The 21500-nt window shown below is 34.3% G+C and carries 20 protein-coding genes; 8 read left to right on the forward strand and 12 right to left on the reverse strand.

Annotated features, from left to right (window positions below; all coding sequences use genetic code 11):
• Positions 1-52: 52 nt before the first annotated feature.
• On the reverse strand, positions 53-757 hold the full coding sequence (locus GBH57_RS14565) for a phage tail-like protein (protein ID WP_151675231.1): 705 nt from the start codon (positions 755-757) through the stop codon (positions 53-55).
• Positions 758-1060: 303 nt separating this feature from the next.
• Complete coding sequence (locus tag GBH57_RS14570; protein ID WP_151675232.1) at positions 1061-1813, reverse strand: phage tail-like protein; 753 nt, start codon at positions 1811-1813, stop codon at positions 1061-1063.
• 144 nt (positions 1814-1957) lie between these two features.
• On the opposite strand from GBH57_RS14570, the gene GBH57_RS14575 reads away from it, so the two are divergent.
• Positions 1958-2590, forward strand: coding sequence for a 7-carboxy-7-deazaguanine synthase QueE (locus GBH57_RS14575; RefSeq protein WP_151675233.1), 633 nt, complete (start codon positions 1958-1960; stop codon positions 2588-2590).
• 48 nt (positions 2591-2638) lie between these two features.
• Here the strand turns inward: GBH57_RS14575 and GBH57_RS14580 are convergent, their stop codons facing one another.
• The gene (locus GBH57_RS14580) at positions 2639-3223 is read right to left on the reverse strand and encodes a DUF2911 domain-containing protein (RefSeq protein ID WP_151675234.1); all 585 of its coding nucleotides are present in this window, start codon (positions 3221-3223) and stop codon (positions 2639-2641) included.
• Between the two features lie 455 nt (positions 3224-3678).
• On the opposite strand from GBH57_RS14580, the gene gyrB reads away from it, so the two are divergent.
• The gene (gene gyrB / locus GBH57_RS14585) at positions 3679-5622 is read left to right on the forward strand and encodes a DNA topoisomerase (ATP-hydrolyzing) subunit B (protein ID WP_151675235.1); all 1944 of its coding nucleotides are present in this window, start codon (positions 3679-3681) and stop codon (positions 5620-5622) included.
• A complete protein-coding gene (locus tag GBH57_RS14590) occupies positions 5615-6643 on the forward strand; it encodes a DUF6588 family protein (RefSeq protein WP_151675236.1) in 1029 nt (342 codons plus the stop codon). Before gyrB ends, GBH57_RS14590 begins: the two co-directional genes overlap by 8 nt.
• A gap of 6 nt (positions 6644-6649) precedes the next feature.
• Here GBH57_RS14590 and GBH57_RS14595 read toward each other — a convergent pair whose 3' ends face one another.
• The 3 genes from GBH57_RS14595 to GBH57_RS14605 form a co-directional block, all read right to left on the reverse strand.
• Positions 6650-7294 carry a hypothetical protein gene (locus GBH57_RS14595; RefSeq protein WP_151675237.1) on the reverse strand — a complete coding sequence of 215 codons (645 nt, stop codon included), beginning with the start codon at positions 7292-7294 and terminating at the stop codon, positions 6650-6652.
• 222 nt (positions 7295-7516) lie between these two features.
• Positions 7517-7708, reverse strand: coding sequence for a hypothetical protein (locus GBH57_RS14600; RefSeq protein ID WP_151675238.1), 192 nt, complete (start codon positions 7706-7708; stop codon positions 7517-7519).
• Between the two features lie 143 nt (positions 7709-7851).
• Complete coding sequence (locus GBH57_RS14605; protein WP_151675239.1) at positions 7852-8091, reverse strand: hypothetical protein; 240 nt, start codon at positions 8089-8091, stop codon at positions 7852-7854.
• Positions 8092-8719: 628 nt separating this feature from the next.
• Between GBH57_RS14605 and mdh the strand changes: the two genes are divergently transcribed.
• From mdh to secDF, 4 genes are all read left to right on the forward strand, one after another.
• Positions 8720-9646 carry a malate dehydrogenase gene (gene mdh / locus GBH57_RS14610; RefSeq protein ID WP_151675240.1) on the forward strand — a complete coding sequence of 309 codons (927 nt, stop codon included), beginning with the start codon at positions 8720-8722 and terminating at the stop codon, positions 9644-9646.
• Positions 9647-9839: 193 nt separating this feature from the next.
• Entirely contained in the window at positions 9840-10589 is a 750-nt protein-coding gene (locus tag GBH57_RS14615) for a hypothetical protein (RefSeq protein WP_151675241.1), read from the forward strand.
• Between the two features lie 156 nt (positions 10590-10745).
• Complete coding sequence (locus GBH57_RS14620) at positions 10746-11357, forward strand: hypothetical protein (protein ID WP_151675242.1); 612 nt, start codon at positions 10746-10748, stop codon at positions 11355-11357.
• 239 nt (positions 11358-11596) lie between these two features.
• Positions 11597-14614, forward strand: a complete 3018-nt coding sequence (secDF, locus tag GBH57_RS14625; RefSeq protein ID WP_151675243.1) for a protein translocase subunit SecDF — start codon at positions 11597-11599, stop codon at positions 14612-14614.
• 144 nt (positions 14615-14758) lie between these two features.
• Here secDF and GBH57_RS14630 read toward each other — a convergent pair whose 3' ends face one another.
• The 6 genes from GBH57_RS14630 to folE all read right to left on the reverse strand — a co-directional run bounded on the left by GBH57_RS14630 (position 14759) and on the right by folE (position 19440).
• Positions 14759-15175 carry a DUF6559 family protein gene (locus tag GBH57_RS14630; RefSeq protein WP_151675244.1) on the reverse strand — a complete coding sequence of 139 codons (417 nt, stop codon included), beginning with the start codon at positions 15173-15175 and terminating at the stop codon, positions 14759-14761.
• Positions 15176-15212: 37 nt separating this feature from the next.
• On the reverse strand, positions 15213-15713 hold the full coding sequence (locus GBH57_RS14635; RefSeq protein ID WP_151675245.1) for a DUF192 domain-containing protein: 501 nt from the start codon (positions 15711-15713) through the stop codon (positions 15213-15215).
• Complete coding sequence (gene lgt / locus GBH57_RS14640; RefSeq protein ID WP_174844045.1) at positions 15697-16635, reverse strand: prolipoprotein diacylglyceryl transferase; 939 nt, start codon at positions 16633-16635, stop codon at positions 15697-15699. The genes GBH57_RS14635 and lgt overlap by 17 nt, the downstream gene beginning before the upstream one ends.
• 82 nt (positions 16636-16717) lie before the next feature.
• Positions 16718-16969, reverse strand: a complete 252-nt coding sequence (yidD, locus tag GBH57_RS14645; protein WP_151675246.1) for a membrane protein insertion efficiency factor YidD — start codon at positions 16967-16969, stop codon at positions 16718-16720.
• Positions 16970-17008: 39 nt separating this feature from the next.
• A complete protein-coding gene (gene cysS, locus GBH57_RS14650; protein ID WP_151675247.1) occupies positions 17009-18499 on the reverse strand; it encodes a cysteine--tRNA ligase in 1491 nt (496 codons plus the stop codon).
• A gap of 263 nt (positions 18500-18762) precedes the next feature.
• The gene (folE, locus tag GBH57_RS14655; protein ID WP_151675248.1) at positions 18763-19440 is read right to left on the reverse strand and encodes a GTP cyclohydrolase I FolE; all 678 of its coding nucleotides are present in this window, start codon (positions 19438-19440) and stop codon (positions 18763-18765) included.
• A 139-nt stretch (positions 19441-19579) separates the two neighbouring features.
• Here folE and GBH57_RS14660 point away from each other — a divergent pair.
• The coding region (locus GBH57_RS14660) for an FIDD domain-containing protein (RefSeq protein ID WP_507763219.1) at positions 19580-21500 on the forward strand (1921 nt) is incomplete at its 3' end.

The following is a 21500-nucleotide window of genomic DNA, read 5'->3' on the forward strand; positions in this document are numbered from 1 at the left end:
TTCTAATTTTGGATAAAAATAAGAATTGTCACGATGCTTCCGTGAAGAATTGTTAATTTAATTTATTTATGCCAAAATTAAAAAATACTGCGTTAATAGGATTACTATTATTATTGAATACATAATTGAACCTTACTGTTTGATTGGCTTGGATAGGGTACATTATATTTCCACTTGTTCCCCAATAATCAGTAGAAGGGAGGCTTGTGAATCCTCTTGAAAGATAACCAACTAAAGAGTTGTTGATAGTTACAGCAATTATGTATTTATTGTTTCCTGAAGGTGCATTTCTAGAGGAAAAGGAAGCTGATAGTAAATAGTTTCCAGATTCTAGAACAGTTACAGTTCCATTGCTAACAACATTGTATAGAGAAGTGTCATTTTCAATTATATGTGAAGTTCCTATAGGGAAATTTTGATATGTATTGTCTATTCCTAAAATAGCATTGTTGCTTGAGCTTGTTCCGTAGCTGTTATTTACTATTAATGTTCCTTTGTTGCTACTAACTAAAGCAGACCAAGATCCTTGAGTCCTTATAAATAAACTATTAAGTGTAGAATTGTATACTATTGCACCATCTAGAGGTGAAGGGATGTTATTCATTTGTGTTGTAGTGACCCTAGGAGGTACTAGTGCACCAACAGTACTTTCTATTTCAAGTGCAGAGCCATCATCTGGGGTAGTTGTGCCAATTCCAACTTGAGCTAATAGGGGGATTGAAAATAGTAAGATAATTAGGTTAATTGTTTTTTTCATTTGGAGATTTTTTGCAAATATAATAGATGGCTTATAGCTGAGATCTCTTTTTAAGGTTTTTGGGTAAACCTTAATATTTAACAAGAAATATTATTTATTTGATATGCAAAATCTTCTAAAACCACTCTTGCCTTTGGAAAATTAAATAAAAAATCTAAGTGCGATTCACCAAACAATAATATGAAGATAGGTTGTGAGGGTTTTAATGTTTCCGTTAAAGGAGGACTTTTATAGCATTCAATGAAAGCGTGCTAAAAATAACTACCGCTTATTTTATAAGAGTGGTGTTTGTTTTGAAAGAGGTTACATTAATTTTTCAATGTATATACTTGCGCTTCCTGCTTCCCTAATGGTTACATCGTTTATTGCACTATTGTTTACTGTACCACCAGCGAAGATACTTACACTTACAGATTGTCCGGATGTAATCTCTAGCACCTCTGTTATATGTAGTGAAGATTTTTGATTAGTACTATTATTTCTCATATAACCTGTAGAACTAAATGTGCCAACTTCTGTACCTTGAATTGCGATTCTTATTTCTGGGCTCATTCTAGCGCTTGTTCCTAAAGTGTTTAAAGGTATGTTGACAATAACCTTGTACCTTCCAGTTTCATTTATGGTGATTTCGTGGGTTGACGTATTAGCTGTGTATAGCGTTGTGTTGTCATTCCATTCTAATGTGCCTAGTAAAGGAGCTGAAATAGCTGTGGCTAAATTTACATCAGTTGTAGTGTCAGTGTTTGAGTATTTAATTGATTGTCCAATATTAGAAGTACTTGTAGGTGAGTTGTCTACTGCTTGCCAAATAGGAGTGATGTTTGAGTTTGAGTTGTATTGAAATTGATCACTATCAGTATTGTAAATTATAAGTCCATTTGCAGGATTATTAATCAAGTTTCTTTGACTAGTGGTCATTCTAGGTATAAGTACTCCAGCCTCAATAGAGCTAATGTCAAGTATCGAAGAAGTGTCGGGGGAATCATTTCCTATACCAACTTGTGCTGTTACTAACAGTGGAATTAGTATTGTGAAAATGAAAGCAATAAATCTCATAGTTTTTTAGCAAAGTTAATAATTCGGCGTCATTCTCTTTACTTTGTTATGTTTTTGTATAAATATTAAGTTATAAATAGTTTTTATGAAAGACACTTTTGTTTGTTTAGTCAACCTTGTAGAACAAATATGTATCTTTGTGCGATGCAGAAACCAATAATAAAGGAACAGGTTAATAAGGGTGTAATGCTTCCGTTAATGGAAGAATTTTACACTATTCAGGGTGAAGGCTTCCATAAAGGAACTGCCGCTTATTTTATAAGAGTTGGTGGTTGTGATGTTGGTTGCCACTGGTGTGACGTAAAGGAAAGTTGGAATCCAGATATTCATCCGCCTACTTCAATTGAAGCAATTGCAGATAATGCTGAAAAATATTCTAAAACTATAGTAATAACTGGTGGTGAGCCTTTAACTTGGGATATGGGTCCATTAACGTCATTGTTAAAAAGGAAGGGAATGAAAACTCACATTGAAACTAGTGGAGCGTATAAGCTAACTGGTACCTGGGATTGGATTTGTCTGTCTCCAAAAAAGTTAAAACTACCTACTAAGGAAGTGTATGATAATGCTCACGAACTTAAAGTTATCATATACAATAAAGATGATTTTAAATTTGCTGAAGAGCAAGCAGCTAAGGTGAATGACGATTGTATTTTATATCTCCAGCCAGAGTGGAGTAAGCGAGATAAAATGATTCCAGAAATTGTAGATTACGTAATGGCTAATCCTCAATGGATGGTTTCGTTACAGACACATAAATATTTGAATATACCATAAAAAAAAAGGCCGCAAATTATGCGGCCTTTTTTGATATTAAAACAGATACTAGTATTTAGTACCTTTTAATTTTTTACTCTTTTCTTTATCCATAAAAGTGATAGGCAGTTTAACTAGAGTTTCTCCCCATCCCATATACATAACAGCTTCGTTTTTCTCACCTTCAAATACGATTGAGAAAGCTTCAAGTGATTCTTTACCTTTAGTTGCTTCAGCTTCTAATTTAACAATATTCAGTTCCTCATTATAAGTATAAGCACCCCAGACGTTACTTGCGCTATTTAATATAATAGTCCACCCTTTGTTACCAGGAATAGTAAATAACGTATAAGTTCCTGGCTTTACAACATCATTACCTATTTTAGCTGGGTAGTAAAACGTAATTTCAGCAGCTTCATTTGCTCCAGTACGCCATATTTCACCATTAGGAGCTAGTTTTGCTACATCTCTACCGTTTAATTGTGGGCGGCTATATACAACCTTAACTTTCTTGTCAGACTCTTTGTAGCTTGAAGGGAATGCAGATACATCCATTGGGCTTTTGTCAAGATCTTTAAATTTTTGTGCAAATGCATTAGAACTAAATGCGACAGCTACTATTAAAATTAAAGCAGCAAATTTTGAATTTTTCATACTAGTTAAATTAGTGTTTTTAATGATTACTTCGGAAATGTTACGAGGTTTATAAAGATCGCTATTTTTCCTATTTCAGTTAATAGGTCGCAATAATTGCGCCGTCATAACAATGAAATTCGAAGATACTATTTAGTCTAATAAAATTATGGCGGTTTTTCACAATTGTTTGTTAATAACTTAAGGCTATAAGACGACCTAAATCCCTTATATAATGGTGTGTTTGGTTATATTTGTTTGGCTTTGGAAATAGCGATCTTTAATGGCTTTAAAATAGCTTGATTTTGTAATATTTCCGAAGATATAAGTCAACTTTCTTTTGATGTTTGTCAAGTGGTTGATTTAGAGTGAATTTTGCTGTGTTTTATTTGAATTTTTAACAATGTTTAAATAAAAGTACGAGCGATTAAGAAAAGAGTATAATTAAATAGACAACCGCTAACGCGGAAACAAATATGAGCGAAGAACAGAAAAAAGGTAGTTACGGCGCAGATAGTATTCAGGCATTAGAGGGGATGGAACACGTACGTATGCGTCCTTCAATGTATATTGGAGATGTAGGTGTTCGTGGATTACACCATTTAGTTTATGAAGTAATTGACAACTCTATTGATGAGGCGTTAGCTGGTCATTGTGATACGGTTAATGTTTGGATCAATGAGGATAATAGTGTAACTGTTAGAGATAACGGGCGTGGTATTCCTGTTGATATTCATAAAAAAGAAGGTGTTTCTGCTCTTGAGGTTGTAATGACAAAAATTGGAGCCGGAGGAAAGTTTGATAAAGACAGTTATAAAGTTTCTGGTGGACTTCACGGTGTAGGGGTAAGTTGTGTAAATGCACTTTCTGCTCATTTGAAAGCTACTGTGTTTAGTAGAGATGGTTTTATATACGAGCAAGAATATGAGCGTGGTAAAACTATGTATCCTGTTAGAAAACTAGGTGCAACAACAGATCGTGGTACTGAAGTGACATTCAAGCCGGATGATCAGATTTTTAAGCAGTCTTTAGAATATAGTTATGATACTCTTGCTAGTCGTTTGCGTGAGCTTTCATTTTTAAATAAAGGTATTACCATTACTATTGAAGATAGACGTCATCAAGATGATAAAGGTGAAAATTTAGGTGAAACGTTTCATAGTACAGAAGGTCTTAAGGAATTTGTAAGGTTCTTAGACGGAAATCGCGAAATGCTTATTTCGGACGTAATCTCAATGGAAGGTGAGAAAAATGACATTCCAGTTGAAGTTGCTATGGTGTATAACACTTCATACAACGAGAACTTACATTCCTATGTAAATAATATTAGTACGCACGAGGGTGGTACACATTTAAGTGGTTTCCGTCGTGGTTTAACACATACCTTAAAGAAGTATGCAGATGCTTCAGGTATGTTAGATAAATTAAAGTTTGATATCTCAGGGGATGACTTTAGAGAAGGACTAACGGCTATTATTTCTGTAAAAGTACAAGAGCCACAGTTTGAAGGTCAAACAAAAACGAAATTAGGGAATAGAGAAGTGACAGCAGCAGTAAGCCAAGCGGTTTCTGAAATGTTAGAAAACTATCTTGAAGAAAATCCTAACGATGCTAAAACAATTGTACAGAAGGTAATTCTTGCAGCAACAGCACGTCACGCAGCACGTAAAGCTCGTGAAATGGTACAACGTAAAACCGTAATGAGCGGTGGAGGTTTGCCAGGTAAATTAAGTGACTGTTCTGAACAAGATCCTGAAAAGTGTGAAGTATTCCTTGTCGAGGGAGATTCGGCGGGTGGAACAGCTAAACAAGGTCGTGACCGTATGTTTCAGGCAATATTGCCATTAAGAGGTAAAATTCTTAATGTTGAAAAAGCAATGCAGCACAAGGTTTTTGAAAACGAAGAAATTAGAAACATATTTACTGCTCTTGGAGTTACTATTGGTACGGAAGAGGATAGTAAGGAGTTAAATTTATCTAAATTACGTTACCATAAAGTAGTTATTATGTGTGATGCCGATGTCGATGGTAGTCACATTTCTACATTAATATTAACGTTCTTCTTTAGATATATGAAAGCTCTTGTGGAGGCTGGTTATGTATACATTGCAACACCGCCTTTATATTTAGTTAAAAAAGGAGCCAAAAAGGAATATGCTTGGAATGATGATCAACGCGATGTGATTATGGATCGCTTTGGTGATGGTAGTAAGATTCAACGTTACAAGGGTCTTGGGGAAATGAATGCTGAGCAATTATGGGATACTACAATGAATCCTGATTTTAGAACTTTACGTCAAGTAACTATTGATAATGGTACTGAGGCTGATAGAATATTCTCAATGCTAATGGGTGATGAAGTTCCGCCTCGTAGAGAATTTATTGAAAATAATGCTAAATATGCTAACATTGATGCATAAGCAACTTACAAATATTAAAAAGGCAACAATCGTTGCCTTTTTTGTTTTTACGACTCAATTTACTTTTTCTCAGAATACATTTTTTCAAGACGCTGAGGTTTTTGTAAATGATCTTTTAGTAGTGAGCAATCAATATGTTGCGCCTGCTGCTGATGCGGCAGTATATCAGTCTAGTGGTTCTTGGTATAGTAGTGCAAGAGTGCTAGAATTATTTAAAATTGATGCATCGATTCATATAAATGTTTTGCCGGTCCCAAAGAGCCAAAAGTCATTTACAGTTTCTGATTCTGATTTTGATATCATGAAAATTAGAGTTGGTACTTCTGCAGAAGTACCAACTGCGCTAGGGGGTGATACAGCTGTTTTTTATGATTTTACATTAGGAGAGGATGAGTATGAATTACAAACATTTGAAGGGGCGAAACAGAGTACTTTCTACTATCCATATATACAAGCTTCTGTTGGGCTTTGGAAAGAAACAGAGCTAACGCTACAATATGCTCCAGAAATTAAAATTGATGAATCTGGTTACCAAACTTTTGGTGGAGCTGTAAAGCATAACTTGAGTCAATACTGGTTGGGAGATGAACGTGATGATCAACAAATAGAAGTTGCTTTTCAAGTTGCTTATTCGGTTTTTGATTCTCGTATTTATTTTGACGATTTTGCCATAAAACCAACAAATCCAGAACCAGGACAAGGCCCGTTAGCTGTAATTAAATCCTTAGATGTACAAGCAAATGCATTAACAGGACAACTTATTGGTTCTAAACAATTTAATAACCTAGAAGTGCAAGCTAGTTTAGCGGTTTCCTCAAATAAGTTTGATTACACAATAGGTGGAGATGGTGATATAATAATAGATTTGTTTAATGGTGCTTTTGATGCACTTGAAGATGCAAATACAATTGCAAGAGGGAATCTAGGAGTAAATTACCATTTTAATCAATTTTATATAGCTTCTTCAGTATCACTAGGAACGTTTATAAATACAAATTTGTCAGTCCATTACCGAATATAAACAAGTTTATTGTCTTTCAGGATTAGCTTCTTTGTAGGTGTCAAAATTTGCGACATCAAGCACGCTATCCATATTTGCATTAAAAATAACAAAGTTTAGTCCTCTTTTTACTTTGTTCTTAAGGATGTCCCCTCGTTGATTGATTGTTATCTTGGAAAAGTCACTAGATATTTTTGCAGCACTGCTAATTTCAGCAGAAAATGGTCTGTTTGTTTTTATAGGGAATTTTTTATTGATACTATGCGGTTTAATTAATTCTTCACTGAAGTTTTTTGCAGGATTAAATAACCCTACATAGCTATATTTTTCATTATAATCCCAATTAGTTGTAGCACCTAGTACTTCTAGTTTATTTGCTAAGTGTTTGCTTGCGGCATCTTTTAGGGCTACAACTATATAAACATCTTTATCGCTAAGGTAGGCTAAGTAGTCATCAAATTTTTTGATTTTTGGTAGCGAATCTGCCATTTCGTAATACTCATTGACCAACTTATACTCGCTAAAATTTTGGCTTTTGTCGAACGTATATTTAGTTTCAATATATGAAGGAAAGTGTTTCGATATTTTATGTGCTCCGTAAACGTTAGTATGCCAACCATCAAAGTCCGAACTTGTATCAAATCCAATCTCATCTAAAATGGTTTTGTCCATATAATTAATGAAATCGATGTTGTTGTTTTTTTGCTAATTCGATAACAGTTACCAAGTGAGATTGTCTTTCTTCTTTCGCAGCATAATGTGGAGCATAGGTGAAAATCAGTTCCGTTTCAGAATTGTTTAATAATGAAATTATTTTCTCTAAATAGTCTTGTGATTTCTTAGGAAGTGGTTTTGGTTTAAAACTTCCAAATAGTAATGTTTTCTTTTCTTTTTTTATAGAGGTGTGAAGCCAAAGAAATTATAAGTCTTTTTTGAATGAAAATCCGTGAAACCTAAATTTTTCCATCTATCGTGATAGTTGTAGATAGCGCTAAACTTTATTAAGTTTTTATCTTCTAGATTATCATTGAGTAAATCATACTTGTTCTTATTCCAAGGAAGGTTGTCAGCGGCAAAGTGAATCATTTTTGGTGTTATGTATTCTTCTTTTTCTGAAATGTATAAAAGCTCTAATACTATTGCTTTGGGCTTTTGGCGCTTTAAAACTTCTTTGATGTAGTAGTGCGTAGTAGATAATGGTTGTTGATTTGTAGCGAAAACATAACTCTTTATGCTGGCTTATTTTGAAAGATATAGGGGTCAAATGGGCAGAAAGTATGTGATGATCCTACAAAAACTATATCAAGTGAGTTTTCTTCAATTTCATAAAAATCAATTATTTTAGAACTTACATCCCAGGGTTTTATTGACCTATCTGGTGTTACTATTTGAGTGGTATAATATATAGAGGCTCCTAATAAAATAAGGAAGCCGGTCACTTTAATAAGCTTAGAAAAAGTGGGATTCATTTTTCTAGAATTGGAAGTATATAAATTGAGAAGCATCATACGTTGCTCCGTAAGATCCAAAAAAAAACTATTGTCACTATAAAACTAAGGTATGCCACTAGTAAAAGTAATAGCGGTAGATAGCAACATTAGTAATGCATACTTAATATTCTAAGACAAGTAAAAAAAAATAGCTACCTCCTAACAATAATGCCCATCTCCATTTATGTGGAAATAAATAATATACTAAGGATATTGCAGGAAGAAATAATAAATAACTTAATGAAATAAAGGACATTTTGCAATTGAACTTTGTTGGTTAGTGAGTAGTGATGCAATTTAAAACAAGCTTTTATTTATAGTATGATTTTAAATGAAAATTCTTTTTTTAATTAGAGTGTCTTTAGTGGATGTTAAATGTGTTTTGTTGAAAAACGAAAGATGTCTTTTGCTTTTAAAAGTAGATTCAATATTTATAGGCTAAACTTTTCTAAAGGTCTCTTAAAAATCGTATTTTTACAAAGAGTTTCAGACTAGTGTATTAATGTGAATATTAGATGAAATTTTCAATTCAATAAAATTTCGGCTTAATATAAAGTCGATTAATAATTAACGTAAATGCTACGAGAGTGGCTAAAAATAAATAACTATGAAAGTAACAGTTGTAGGTGCCGGAGCAGTAGGCGCAAGTTGTGCAGAATACATTGCTATTAAAAATTTTGCAAGTGAAGTGGTATTATTAGACATTAAAGAAGGATACGCTGAAGGTAAGGCGATGGACTTAATGCAAACAGCTTCGTTAAATGGATTTGACACACGTATTGTGGGTTCTACAAACGATTATAGTAAAACGGCAGATAGTGATATTTGTGTAATTACAAGTGGTATTCCACGTAAGCCAGGAATGACTCGTGAAGAACTTATTGGTATTAACGCTGGGATTGTAAAAACAGTTTCTACAAGTCTTGTTAAGCATTCTCCTAACACTATTTTAATTGTTGTAAGTAACCCAATGGATACTATGACGTACTTAGCGCATAAGGTTACTGGATTACCTAAAAATAGGATTATTGGAATGGGTGGAGCTCTAGATAGTGCACGTTTCAAATACCGTCTTGCTGAAGCTTTAGGTGCTCCTATTAGCGATGTTGATGGAATGGTAATTGGTGGGCATAGCGATAAAGGGATGGTGCCTTTAACTAGATTAGCTACAAGAAACTCAGTTCCTGTTTCAGCTTTTATTAGTGAAGAACGTTTAGATCAAGTAATGCAAGATACTAAAGTAGGTGGAGCAACTTTAACTGGGTTGTTGGGAACATCTGCTTGGTATGCTCCTGGAGCTGCTGTATCTGGATTAGTACAAGCAATAGCTTGTGATCAAAAGAAAATTTTCCCATGCTCAACATTGTTAGAAGGTGAATATGGTTTAAATGATTTGTGTATTGGAGTTCCAGTTGTATTAGGGAAAAACGGTATTGAAGAAATTGTAACAATCGACCTTACTGATGCTGAAAAAGCACATATGGCAGAAAGCGCTGAAGGTGTAAGTAAAACAAATGGTTTATTAGAGCTTTAATATAAGCTATTATTTACATAGTTGAAAAAGGCCATCCATATTTGGGTGGCTTTTTTGTTTAAAATCATAATTGATATTTTTTGAAAACGAGAAGTTATACTTAATTGTTAATCAGGTAATTAGACTCTATTTGATTGGTTTGGTTTAAGATACTTTTGAGTATACTAATAATAATCAATTAAATTTTTTAATTATGAAATTAAATGAACAACGAATGCGTGGGATAAGAGCCGCGCAAAAAAATCAGGCAAATGAAACTCTTATTGCTATTAAAAATCCAAATAGCTGCTACAAAGATATTTTAAAAGTAGCCATTAAAGAAAATGGACTTGATGCTGTGGTAAAGCACGTGTTAGACGATGGACCTGAAATGGCATATCAAATGTTGCGAACAATTCCTAACTTAGGTGAGTATCGAGATGCTCTTATTAAAAAAACAGGAGATTCTCGGGAATTTATATTAAGTACACTTCGATTTATTCCTGACTTAGGGGACAATAAAGCTTACTTACAAGGTAAGCTAGGTAGATCTTTGGAAACTAGTGGTAGTATTTCGGGCTTTAAATTTCTAGATCAAGCATGGTACAATTGTGCATTTACAATGATGTGGGTTAACAACGGTAAACAATATCCAAAAACAGTTGAGGAGTCTAACAGCAAATGGGTTTGGAGCAAAACTCTTATCGGAGGAAGTAATGGTATATCTATGAATTGTACAGATTTTCAGCTAACAGATAAAGATGATCCAAGCAAAATAACAACACCACTAGTAAGTGGTAATGAGGTTTGGATTTATATGTGGGTTGAAGCAGGTAATGATATAGAATCGGCTTTTAAATTTGTGTATGATCCTAATACATTGAATGTAGCTTCATTTACAGCGACGGGTTCTACACAAAGTACTAAGCTCTCATTATCAGGACCAGTATCTCCACCTGCATAGTTTTATCAAAAACTTGAATGAGGAACTTATGTAGATTACTAAAAGATTGCTATACAGTAAAATAATATTATTTTAATAACCTTTCGTTTTAGTCTTTAAAGTGTTTATAACTCTCTATTTATTGATAATAGAGAGTTAATTCTTTATATTTGGCGCGTGAAACTCAACTGGCACTTTAGTCTACTTCTTGGTATCCTTGCACTTATTGGTGTGAGCCAGATAGAATTTGCAATACCTAACCAAGAGCTTACTGTAGATTTTTCTAGTGAATCTGTTTCTTTAAATGAAACTAAAGAAGCAATTTCTACAATAAAGGCACAATTAGAAAGTATTGGTGCATCACGTATAAATGTACAGCAGCAGTCTAACCGTTTGCGCATTACCTATTATAGTACAAAAGACGTTACGTCGATTAAAAATCTTTTTTCTGAAGACCAAACACTTGCATTACTTTCAAACTCATTACCATTTAATAGTGAAAATTCTGACTCGTTACCTAATGACAATTCAGAATTGTTCCAACTTAATTTTTCAGAAATACACCAGCAAAGTGATGTTTCGAAAGATTTTAATGGGCAATTAGTTGAAGTAGAATCAACAACTATTAGATTCTTTAACCCATTTGTTTATTATTCATTTAATGGGATCAATCTGGAACAACAACACAAAGTTGTTGCTATAGCTTTTAAAATTAATCGAAACATTGCGCTTGCAATAACAAAGGTTAATTATGTAATTCCCGAAGTTCGTGCTGGCCCCTTAAGCTAAAGGACCTTTTTTGTGCTAGATTTATTTCTGAAATTTTAATGAATTAGCATTTCCTAAATAAAATGAACTCAATGATTGCTTGCTTTTATGGTTAAGTGATGTTAGTTGATTCATCTTCACTTTATGATAGCGTGTGCTATCAAACTAAATTTTTATTTAAGAGTAAAAACAATTGTCAAATCATCAGGTAAATTCTATATTCGCCGATTGAATTTTTTGACTAAAAAATAACTAAAACAATGCAAAACAAAGGATTAATTACAGTTTTTGCGGTATTGTTTGGATTGGTAAGTTTATACCAATTATCATTCACATACTTAGCAAACAAAGTAGAGGACAGTGCAACAGAGTTTGCAAACACAAAGTTCTCAAAGGATCAACCTAATGAAAGGTCTGCTGCGGAGGCTGCTTATCTTGACAGTGTAGCTAATTTCCCAATAATGATGGGAATTGATTATAAGACTGCAAAGGCTAAAGAACTTAATAAGGGTCTTGATTTAAAAGGAGGAATTAATGTAATTCTTCAAATTTCAGTTAAAGACATTTTAGGTGGTCTTGCTAATAACTCAAATGATCCTGCATTCAATCAAGCATTGGTTGCAGCTGATGCACGTCAAGCAGTTGAGCAAGAAACATACTTAGAGTCTTTTTATGCAGCTTTTGATGCATTGCCAGGAGAAAACTCATTAGCATCTCCAGATATTTTCTTCAACAAAAATCTTGAAGATGATATCAATGCAACTATGACAAATGACCAAGTGAAAACGGTTATCGATAGAAAAATTGACGAATCAATTACTTCAGCTTTTGAGGTTATTCGTAAGCGTATTGACAAATTTGGTGTAACACAACCAAATATACAGCGTTTGGGAAATTCTGCTCGTATTTTAGTGGAATTACCAGGAGCTAAAGATGTAGAGCGTGTGTCTAAATTATTACAGAGTACTGCACAATTAGAATTTTGGGATGTTTACAGAATGGAAGAGATGATTGGTTTCTTAAGCCAAGCAGATGCTAAAGTTGCTGATATGGACAGGCTATTACAACCAGAAACTGCTGAGAAAGTACAAGATACTACTGCAACTGCAGACGATGATATCAATGCTTTATTAGATGGTGAAGAGGTTGATGGTTCTGATGATGTAGCTAAGACAAACCCAATTTTTTCTAAAATGGTTACTCAAGGTTTCCAAGGACGTCCAGTAATTGGAACATTTGCTTTAAAAGATACAGCATCAATTAATGAGTACTTACGTAGACCACAAGTAAGAGCATTGTTACCTGTTGAGCAACGTTTCACAAAGTTTATCTGGGAAAAACCAGCTGATGTTGAATTAACAACTGGAGAGACAATTACTACTACAGGATTATACGCTATTAAAGGAAACCGTGAAATGATATCTCCACTAGCTGGTGGTGTTGTTACAGATGCTGCTCAAACATATGATCAGTTTAGTAACATTGCAGTTTCAATGCAAATGAATGGTAAAGGAGCTAAAATTTGGGAAGAAATGACCAAAAATGCTGCTAAAAATGGAACTCAAATTGCTATTGTACTTGATGATATTGTGTATTCTGCACCAGGTGTTACTTCACCAGGAGGAATTGCTGGAGGACGTAGTGAAATTACAGGAGATTTTGATATCACTGAAGGGCAAGATTTAGCTAACGTTTTACGTGCAGGTAAATTACCAGCTTCTGCTGATATTATTCAAGCTGAGGTTGTAGGTCCAACATTAGGACAAGAAGCTATTAATAGTGGTATGATTTCATTCTTAATTGCACTAGTTTTAGTGTTATTCTGGATGGTTGGTTACTACGGTAAAGCGGGTCTATTTGCAGATGTTGCTCTTGTAGTAAACATTGTATTTATATTTGGTATTCTTGCTGGTCTTGGAGCTGTATTAACACTTCCTGGAATTGCAGGTATTGTATTGACAATTGGTATCTCGGTAGATGCAAACGTACTTATATTTGAACGCATTAGGGAGGAGCTAGATAAAGGTAAAGCTCAAAAAGATGCTATTAAAGACGGTTTCCAAAATGCATTGTCTTCTATTTTAGATGCAAACATTACAACAGGACTGACAGGACTTATCTTATTAGTATTTGGAACAGGACCTATTCAAGGTTTTGCAACTACTTTATTAATTGGTATTCTAACATCATTATTTACAGCAATCTTTATTACTAGATTATTTGTTGATAGCTATACTAAAAATGGAAAGCCTTTAACATTTGCTACATCATTCACTAAAAACTTGTTTAAGAATGTAAACATCAATTTCCTTGCAAAAAGAAAGATGGCTTACGTTGTTTCAGGTATTTTAATTGCTTTGAGTTTAGGTTCATTAGCAATGAATGGTCTTAACCAAGGTGTAGATTTTGTAGGTGGACGTACTTATACAGTTCGTTTTGCTCAAGATGTTGATGCTGCAGATGTTCAGCAAGATTTAGTAGAAGTATTTGGTTCAGCAGAGGCTAAAACTTATGGAGGTAATAACCAACTTAAAGTTACTACTAAATATAAAGTTGATGAAACTGGAACTGAAATTGATCAAGAAGTTCAAAGTAAATTATACGAAGGTGTAAAAAGTCACTTACCAACTGGAATGACATATGACCAGTTTAAGGATGATAATGACGCTAAAGTTGCTGGTATTATGGAGTACTATAAAGTTAGTCCATCAATCGCAGATGATATCAAGAAAGATTCATTCTGGGCTGTATTAGGATCTTTATTAGTTGTTTTCCTTTACATCTTATTACGTTTTAGAAGATGGCAGTTTAGTTTAGGTGCTGTAGCTGCAGTATTCCACGATGTTCTATTAGTATTAGGAGTATTCTCTTTAACACAGAACATTATGCCATTTAGTATGGAAATCGATCAGAGTTTTATCGCGGCTATCCTAACAGTAATTGGATATTCATTAAATGATACTGTGGTTGTATTTGACCGTATTCGCGAGTACTTCAATGATAATCCTTCATGGAAATTTAGCGAAGTAATTAACAACGCACTTAACAGTACATTAAGCCGTACATTAAATACATCTTTAACTACGTTAGTAGTATTATTATGTATTTTCTTTATTGGAGCTGAATCTATTAGAGGATTAATTTTCGCATTAATAGTAGGTGTAGTTGTGGGTACATACTCTTCATTGTTTATCGCAACACCTGTGATGTTCGATACAGTGAAGAAAAAGGCTGCAGATTTATTAATAGACAAAAAAGATGAAGAAGTAGAAGCGTAAGCGTCCATTTTTCTTCGGAAATTTTAATATGTAAAAACCTCTTAGATTCATTTCTAAGAGGTTTTTTTGTGTCTAATTATTATAAATGTTATCCTGTTTGATTTTACTGTTTGCCAATTTAAGTCGTTGATTATCTGTAAACTTTTAAAGCGAATCGAATATACCGCCAATAAGATCTCCAACGCCTTCTAGAAAACCATCAAAAAGATCTCCTAAGTCTAACCAAGAAGCATCAATTTCTTCGTTTGATAAAGCTAATAGGTTGTTTAATGAACCTGGTGTTAAGCTATTGAGCATTTCGGTTTTCATTAATGTATAGTTGCAAATTTCTCCAGTAATTTTATGGTAAGCATCAAAATCTGTGTGAGATGAAAATATAGACATAGCCCAACAGTGCCAATCTATCTCTCTAGTTGTTGTATGTGTAGACTTTTTAGATGCTTGTTTGACTTCTTCTGGTGAGTAGAATTTTTTCTTTCCGAAGTCTTTTACTAATATACTTCCTACATCAGTAATATATTCCTTTTTATTGATAGGTGCGGGAGGACAATTATTAGCCATATATTTGTTTTATAGAGCTAAGATAAGAGTTTTTTGATTACTGTTTTAGCACCCACTCAGTGCGATCTCCAACCTTAATGTTTAAGCTAGTAGCAATACCTCCATTAACTTCTAAAACATATTTGATAGGTGCCTCAGAGGGAAGTGAAGTAGGGTCGAAGGGTTTCGCGTTGTGATAGATTTTAACAATATTCTTGTCTTCATCTAAATAGATAATATCAAGTTCTATTATGGTGTTTTTCATATAAAATGAACGTGGTTGCACCTTGTCAAAAATAAAAAGCATACCGTAATCCTTAGGCATACTTTTTCGATGCATTAAACCAGTTTCGGTTTCATAATTACCTATAGCAGTCTCTATGTTGAAAGTGCTAATTTCTGTCTCAGAATCGTTGCTAAATACTTTGAGGCTTCCGTCATTCGAAAACTCAATTTCTTGTGTAAGACTTTTGTTTTCTGTGACAGTTTCCTTACAACTTTGAAGTCCAAGTGTGAATGAAATGGCAGTTAGTATAATGTATTTAAGCTTTCGACTCATTGCTGTAGTATCTTTTTGAAGCTGTTGCCATTAAATAGATTCCTCCTAATATAAACGGTATGCTGAGTAATTGTCCAGTGTTTAAAATCCAGTCTGCACGCTCAGCAACTTGAGGTTCTTTTAGGTATTCTACAAAGAAACGTACTGTCCAATATAATAGTAAAAATAACCCAAGAATATAACCTAGATAATTGCGTTTGTCAGTTTTCCAATAGATATAGTAAATGATAATAAATGCAATTAAATAGCCTCCTGCTTCATATAATTGTGCAGGATGTCTAAACGGAACCATTGCTAATTGATCTACAAATGAAGGATCAGTGGCAATGGCATCGTATGCTGCAGATGGTTCGTTGATTCCAGTAATGTTTACTGCTTGTCTAGGGCTAATTTCATCTTTTAAAAACTGAACTCCTAAAGGAAAGTCGCCAGATTTTTTACCTATAATTTCGGAATTAATGAAGTTTCCAATTCTAACAAAAACTCCACCTATTGCTACAGTCACAACAATTCTATCTAAAATCCATAACAATGGTTTTTTGATAACCTTTTTACTGTAAAAATACATAGCAATAATAATGGCTATAGCAGCACCGTGACTTGCTAGACCTCTAAAACCTGTGTACTCAATATCAGGAACAAATCTAAAAGGTAGTAAAATAGAAAGTGGGTCTTCCCAGATTAATTCAGTTTGGTAAAAAATAACGTGTCCCATTCTAGCACCTAGAAGTGTGGCAACAACCATGTAAATAAAAAGACTGTCAAGGTTTTTTTCACTCTCGTGATCATTATTAAAAATCCTTTTAATAATTACCCATCCTAATGAAAAGGCAATTACAAACATTAAACTGTAAAATTTGATTTCAAAAAATCCTAAATCGATTCCATCAGTAGGATTCCAGAGCATAGTAAGTGGGTGCATAAAAACAGTTTTTGTTATTCCGTAAAGATAAAAACATCCATCGAAAATTTTATTACTTGACTATATTAATAGCTCAAATGAGCTATAGTGAATTTTGTTTTTTATAGGTTTTAGGTGGAACAGGGTCGTGACCGTGACCTCCCCAAGGATTACAACTAGCAATTCTTTTTAATGATAACCACCCACCTTTTAGTAATCCGTGTTTTTGAAGGGCTTCTACTGAATAATGAGAACAAGATGGCGTGTACCTACATTGCGGCGGGAATAATGGCGAAATAAATCGTTGATATCCCTTAATTAAATATACAAATGGTGCAATAAGGATGTTTTTCATAACTATATAGAAATCCATTAACCTCTTCTTGTTTGGTTTTTAATTGATGGAAAAAGTGGTTCCTTCTTTTCCATCTTTTAATTGTATACCTGCTTCTAGTAATTGATCTCTAATACGATCGCTAGTGGCAAAATCTTTATTCGCTCTCGCGTTGTCTCTAAGTTCAATAAGTAATGAAACAGTGCTATTTAGTTTTTCAGTGTCTAGTCCTGCAGCTGTTTCTTGTTGAAGGCCTAATATATCAAAAACAAAACTGTGGTATGTTTCTTTTAATAGTGTTAAATCTGCTTCATTAATTTGATAAGTGCCATTTGATAATCCGTGGATTAATTTCCCGTTACTCATTAAAGTTCCAATTAACATAGGAGTTGAAAAATCGTCGTTCATTGCTGCGTAGCAATCGTTACGTAAATTTTCAACTGAAATGTCGCCAGTATTAGTTGTAGAGGAAGGGGTGATTTTATCAAGTAAGCTAATGAGCTCCATTAGTTTATTGTACCCTTTCTCGCTAGCAATTAATCCATCATTGGTTAAGTCTAAAACACTTTTATATGATGACTGCATCATAAAGAAACGTATTACACTAGGGCTAAATCCTTTATCAAATTTATCATTATCTCCAGAGAGTAATTGTTCTGGGTTAATAATATTTCCTGTAGATTTTGACATACGTTGTCCATTCATTTCAAGCATGTTAGTATGCATCCAGTATTTTACTGGGGATACACCTTTTGCTGCTTGATTTTGTGCGATTTCACATTCGTGGTGTGGAAATTTTAAGTCTAATCCACCACCGTGAATGTCAAACTGGTTTCCTAAATATTTAGTGCTCATCGCGGTACATTCTAAATGCCATCCTGGGAAACCTTCGCTCCATGGTGATGGCCATTTCATAATGTGTTGCGGTTCTGCTCTTTTCCAAAGTGCAAAATCTTGAGGATTTTTCTTATCACTTTGTCCGTCGAGAGCTCTAGTGTTATGTATTAAGTCTTCAAGCTTTCTTTTGCTTAATATTCCATAATCATTGGTCTCATTGTACTTATGTACATCAAAATAAACAGAGCCATTTACAACATACCCAAAACCATTTTCTATAATTGTTGCGATTAATTCAATTTGTTCAATAATATGTCCAGTTGCCGTCGGTTCAATGCTAGGAGGTAGAAAGTTGAAAAGGTTCAGCATATTATGAAAATCTACTGTGTAGCGTTGAACCACTTCCATTGGTTCAATTTCTTCTATCCTGGCTTTTTTACTAATTTTATCTTCACCAGCATCTGCATCATTTTCTAAATGACCTGCGTCTGTTATATTGCGAACGTAACGAACTTTATATCCTAGATGTTTTAGGTATCTGAAAATCATGTCGAACGACATAAATGTGCGTACATTTCCTAAGTGAACATTGCTGTAAACTGTAGGTCCACAAACGTACATCCCAACATTGCCGGGTGTTATGGGTTCAAACTTCTCCTTTTGTTTCGTAAGTGAGTTGTAAATTGACAACTCGTGGTTTTTGTATAACTCCATATGTTGGATTGTCGATGGCCGTTTAAAACGGAATTAAAATTTCGCTTTCTGAAATATGAAAACTCCTTAGTTTCCTATTCATAATAGTCTTTGATCGTACTTCGGAAATATTCAAGGTTTAAAACTATATTAATTGTAAAGCCCTTCGTTCTGAACTATGATAATGCTAATTAATAATGGTGTTAGCAGATAGTAAGTCATTAAAATTTCCGAACAAATAGTTTTTAACGTTACTTGTTAAACTAGAAAAGAGCAACTTAATATTAAAACTGTGTGTCAAATTTAATGTATTCTAAAAATTCGCGTCTAGTGTTAGCGTCTTTGAAAGCTCCGCCAAATTCACTTGTAACAGTGCTACTATCAATATCGCGAATACCTCTAGAATTAACGCAAAGGTGTTTTGCGTCAATAACGCAAGCTACATCTTCAGTACCTAAAACTTCTTGTAATTCTTTAACTATTTGCATTGTTAATCGTTCCTGTACTTGAGGGCGTTTAGCGTAATAATCCACAATTCGATTCATTTTACTTAGACCTACTACAGTTCCTTTAGAAATGTATGCAATGTGTGCTTTTCCAACTATTGGTAGAAAATGGTGCTCACAAGTAGAATAGAGGGTGATGTTTTTTTCTACAAGCATCTCATTGTACTTGTATTTATTATCGAATGTAGATGCTTTTGGTTTACGGTCTGGATGTAACCCGCCAAAAATTTCATTTACAAACATTTTAGCAACGCGATTTGGTGTTCCTTTTAGACTATCGTCTTCTAAGTCAAGTCCTAATGTTTGCATTATGTGATTTACATCTTCTTTTATAAGTGCTATTTTTTCAATATCACTAAGCTCAAATGCATCTGGTCGCAAGGGTGTTTCTTGGCTGGCACTGTTGTGATCGTGGTCCATTTCGTCTTGCGTATTTAGTATTTCAGTATTCTTCATATTTCAATTCAAAAGTGTACAAGCTGCAAAGATACGGAAATAGCCGTTTTATAGTATATGTTGTTGCTTCATAATTTTGTGATTTTGGAGCGGTCAAAGTCATAAAATTTTCTTAATTTTCGGCCGATATTTTATAGCTATGAAAAATTTAAATTATTCAAAGACTTTATTGTGCTTTGCAGTTACGTTATTTTCTGTGTTTACCTTGTCTGCTCAGGGTCCGGGTTGTCCTAATGTTGATGCGGGTTTAGATCAAACTATTGAGTGTGATGCTGGTGGTTGTGTAGATTTAAGTGCAACATTTTTAGAAACAGGAGAGACGACTTCGTATGAGATAACTTCTATTCCTTATGATCCTTTTATTTTTGTTGGAGGTACACCAGTTTCAGCAGGAACAGATGATGTTTGGTCTCCTTTAGTTCCATTACCTTTTAATTTTTGTTTTTTTGGTGGAACGTATGACGAGATAATTATTGGTTCTAATGCAGTTGTTTCATTTGATACTACTTCTGCTGGTCAAATACCAAGTGGGAATTGTGCTTGGAGTTTTGATGAATCATTGCCAAATACTAATCTATTTAGAAATACGATTTTTGGAGCGTATATGGATATTTTTCCTACTACGGTAGATCCGGATTTCGGGATTAATTATCAGGTTTTAGGTGCCGCTCCTTGCCGTACCATGGTTATTAGCTTCCCATTAATACCTTATTTTTCATGTTCTTCTCAAAATATGACTTCGCAAATTGTTTTATATGAAACAACAAACGTTGTAGAGGTGTATATGTTTAATAGAGAAAGTGGTTGTTCTTGGAATGACGGGAACGCTGTTTTAGGAATCCAAAACCAAGCAGGTAATGTTGCTTATACTCCTCCAGGAAGAAATACAGGTGATTGGGATGCGTCACAAGAAGCTTGGAGATTTACACCTAATGGTCCATCTAACGTAGATTTTTCTTGGTTAGATGCTGCTGGTGGTGTTATCAGTACTGATCAGGATATCAACGTGTGTCCTACAGATACGACAACATATACAGCTCAGGCTATTTATACTAACTGTGATGGGGTAACTACAACGGTTCAAGATGATGTAACGGTTACATTAAACACACCTTTTACTGCAGATTTAGGTCCAGATCAAGAAACTTGTGATAGTGATCCTATCATTTTGAATGCTAATGCGAGTGAGCCAAACTTATCGTATGAGTGGTTTTACAATGGTGCGTCACAAGGACCAAGTACAGTTAATGATGATACTTTTACCGTAAATGCTCCTAATTCAGGAACATATTCTGTTGAAATATTCGATCCTGCTGATATTACTTGTATCATAACTGTCAGTGTAGAAATTACTTTCAATACCCAGCCCATAGCTAACCAGCCTACTGATTTGTTTCAGTGTGATGATGGTACTAATACTGGGGTTTTTGATTTAACAGAAGTTGAACCTGAAGTTTTAGGAGGTCAACCAGCAGCAGATTTTGTGTTTACATATCATAACAATGCACTTGATGCTGGAACAGGAGCTGCGCCAATTGCAACTCCAACAGCTTATTTAATTACTGGTACTTCTGAAGAGATTTTTGTTCGTATGGTTGACACATCAGGAAACTGTAGTGATACAACTTCATTTTTCTTGAACTTTTTGCCAGCTATGGCTGGTCCCATGACTGATTTTGGTGCTTGTGATGCAGATTCAGATGGGATGGTAACGGTAAATCTTCCAGCTTTAAAAGATGCAGAAGCTCTTGGAATTCAAAGTGCAGCAGATTATACGGTTTCATATCACACAACTGCGGGTGATGCTAATATGGGTATAAACCCTTTACCTGGAACATATACGGTAACAGGGCCTTTTGAAATTATCCACGTTAGAGTTCAAAGTAACTCAACAACAACGTGTTTCGCTCAAGATAATTTTACAATTACGTTGTTCACTGCTCCAGTCGCAACCACACCAACAAAATATAATCTTTGTGATGATTTACCAAACGATGGTTTTGCAACTTTTGATTTAACGACAAAAGATTTAGAAATCACAGGAGGGAATCCAGATGCAG

The sequence above is a fragment of the Patiriisocius marinus genome, from assembly GCF_008974325.1.
Taxonomy (GTDB): domain Bacteria; phylum Bacteroidota; class Bacteroidia; order Flavobacteriales; family Flavobacteriaceae; genus Patiriisocius; species Patiriisocius marinus.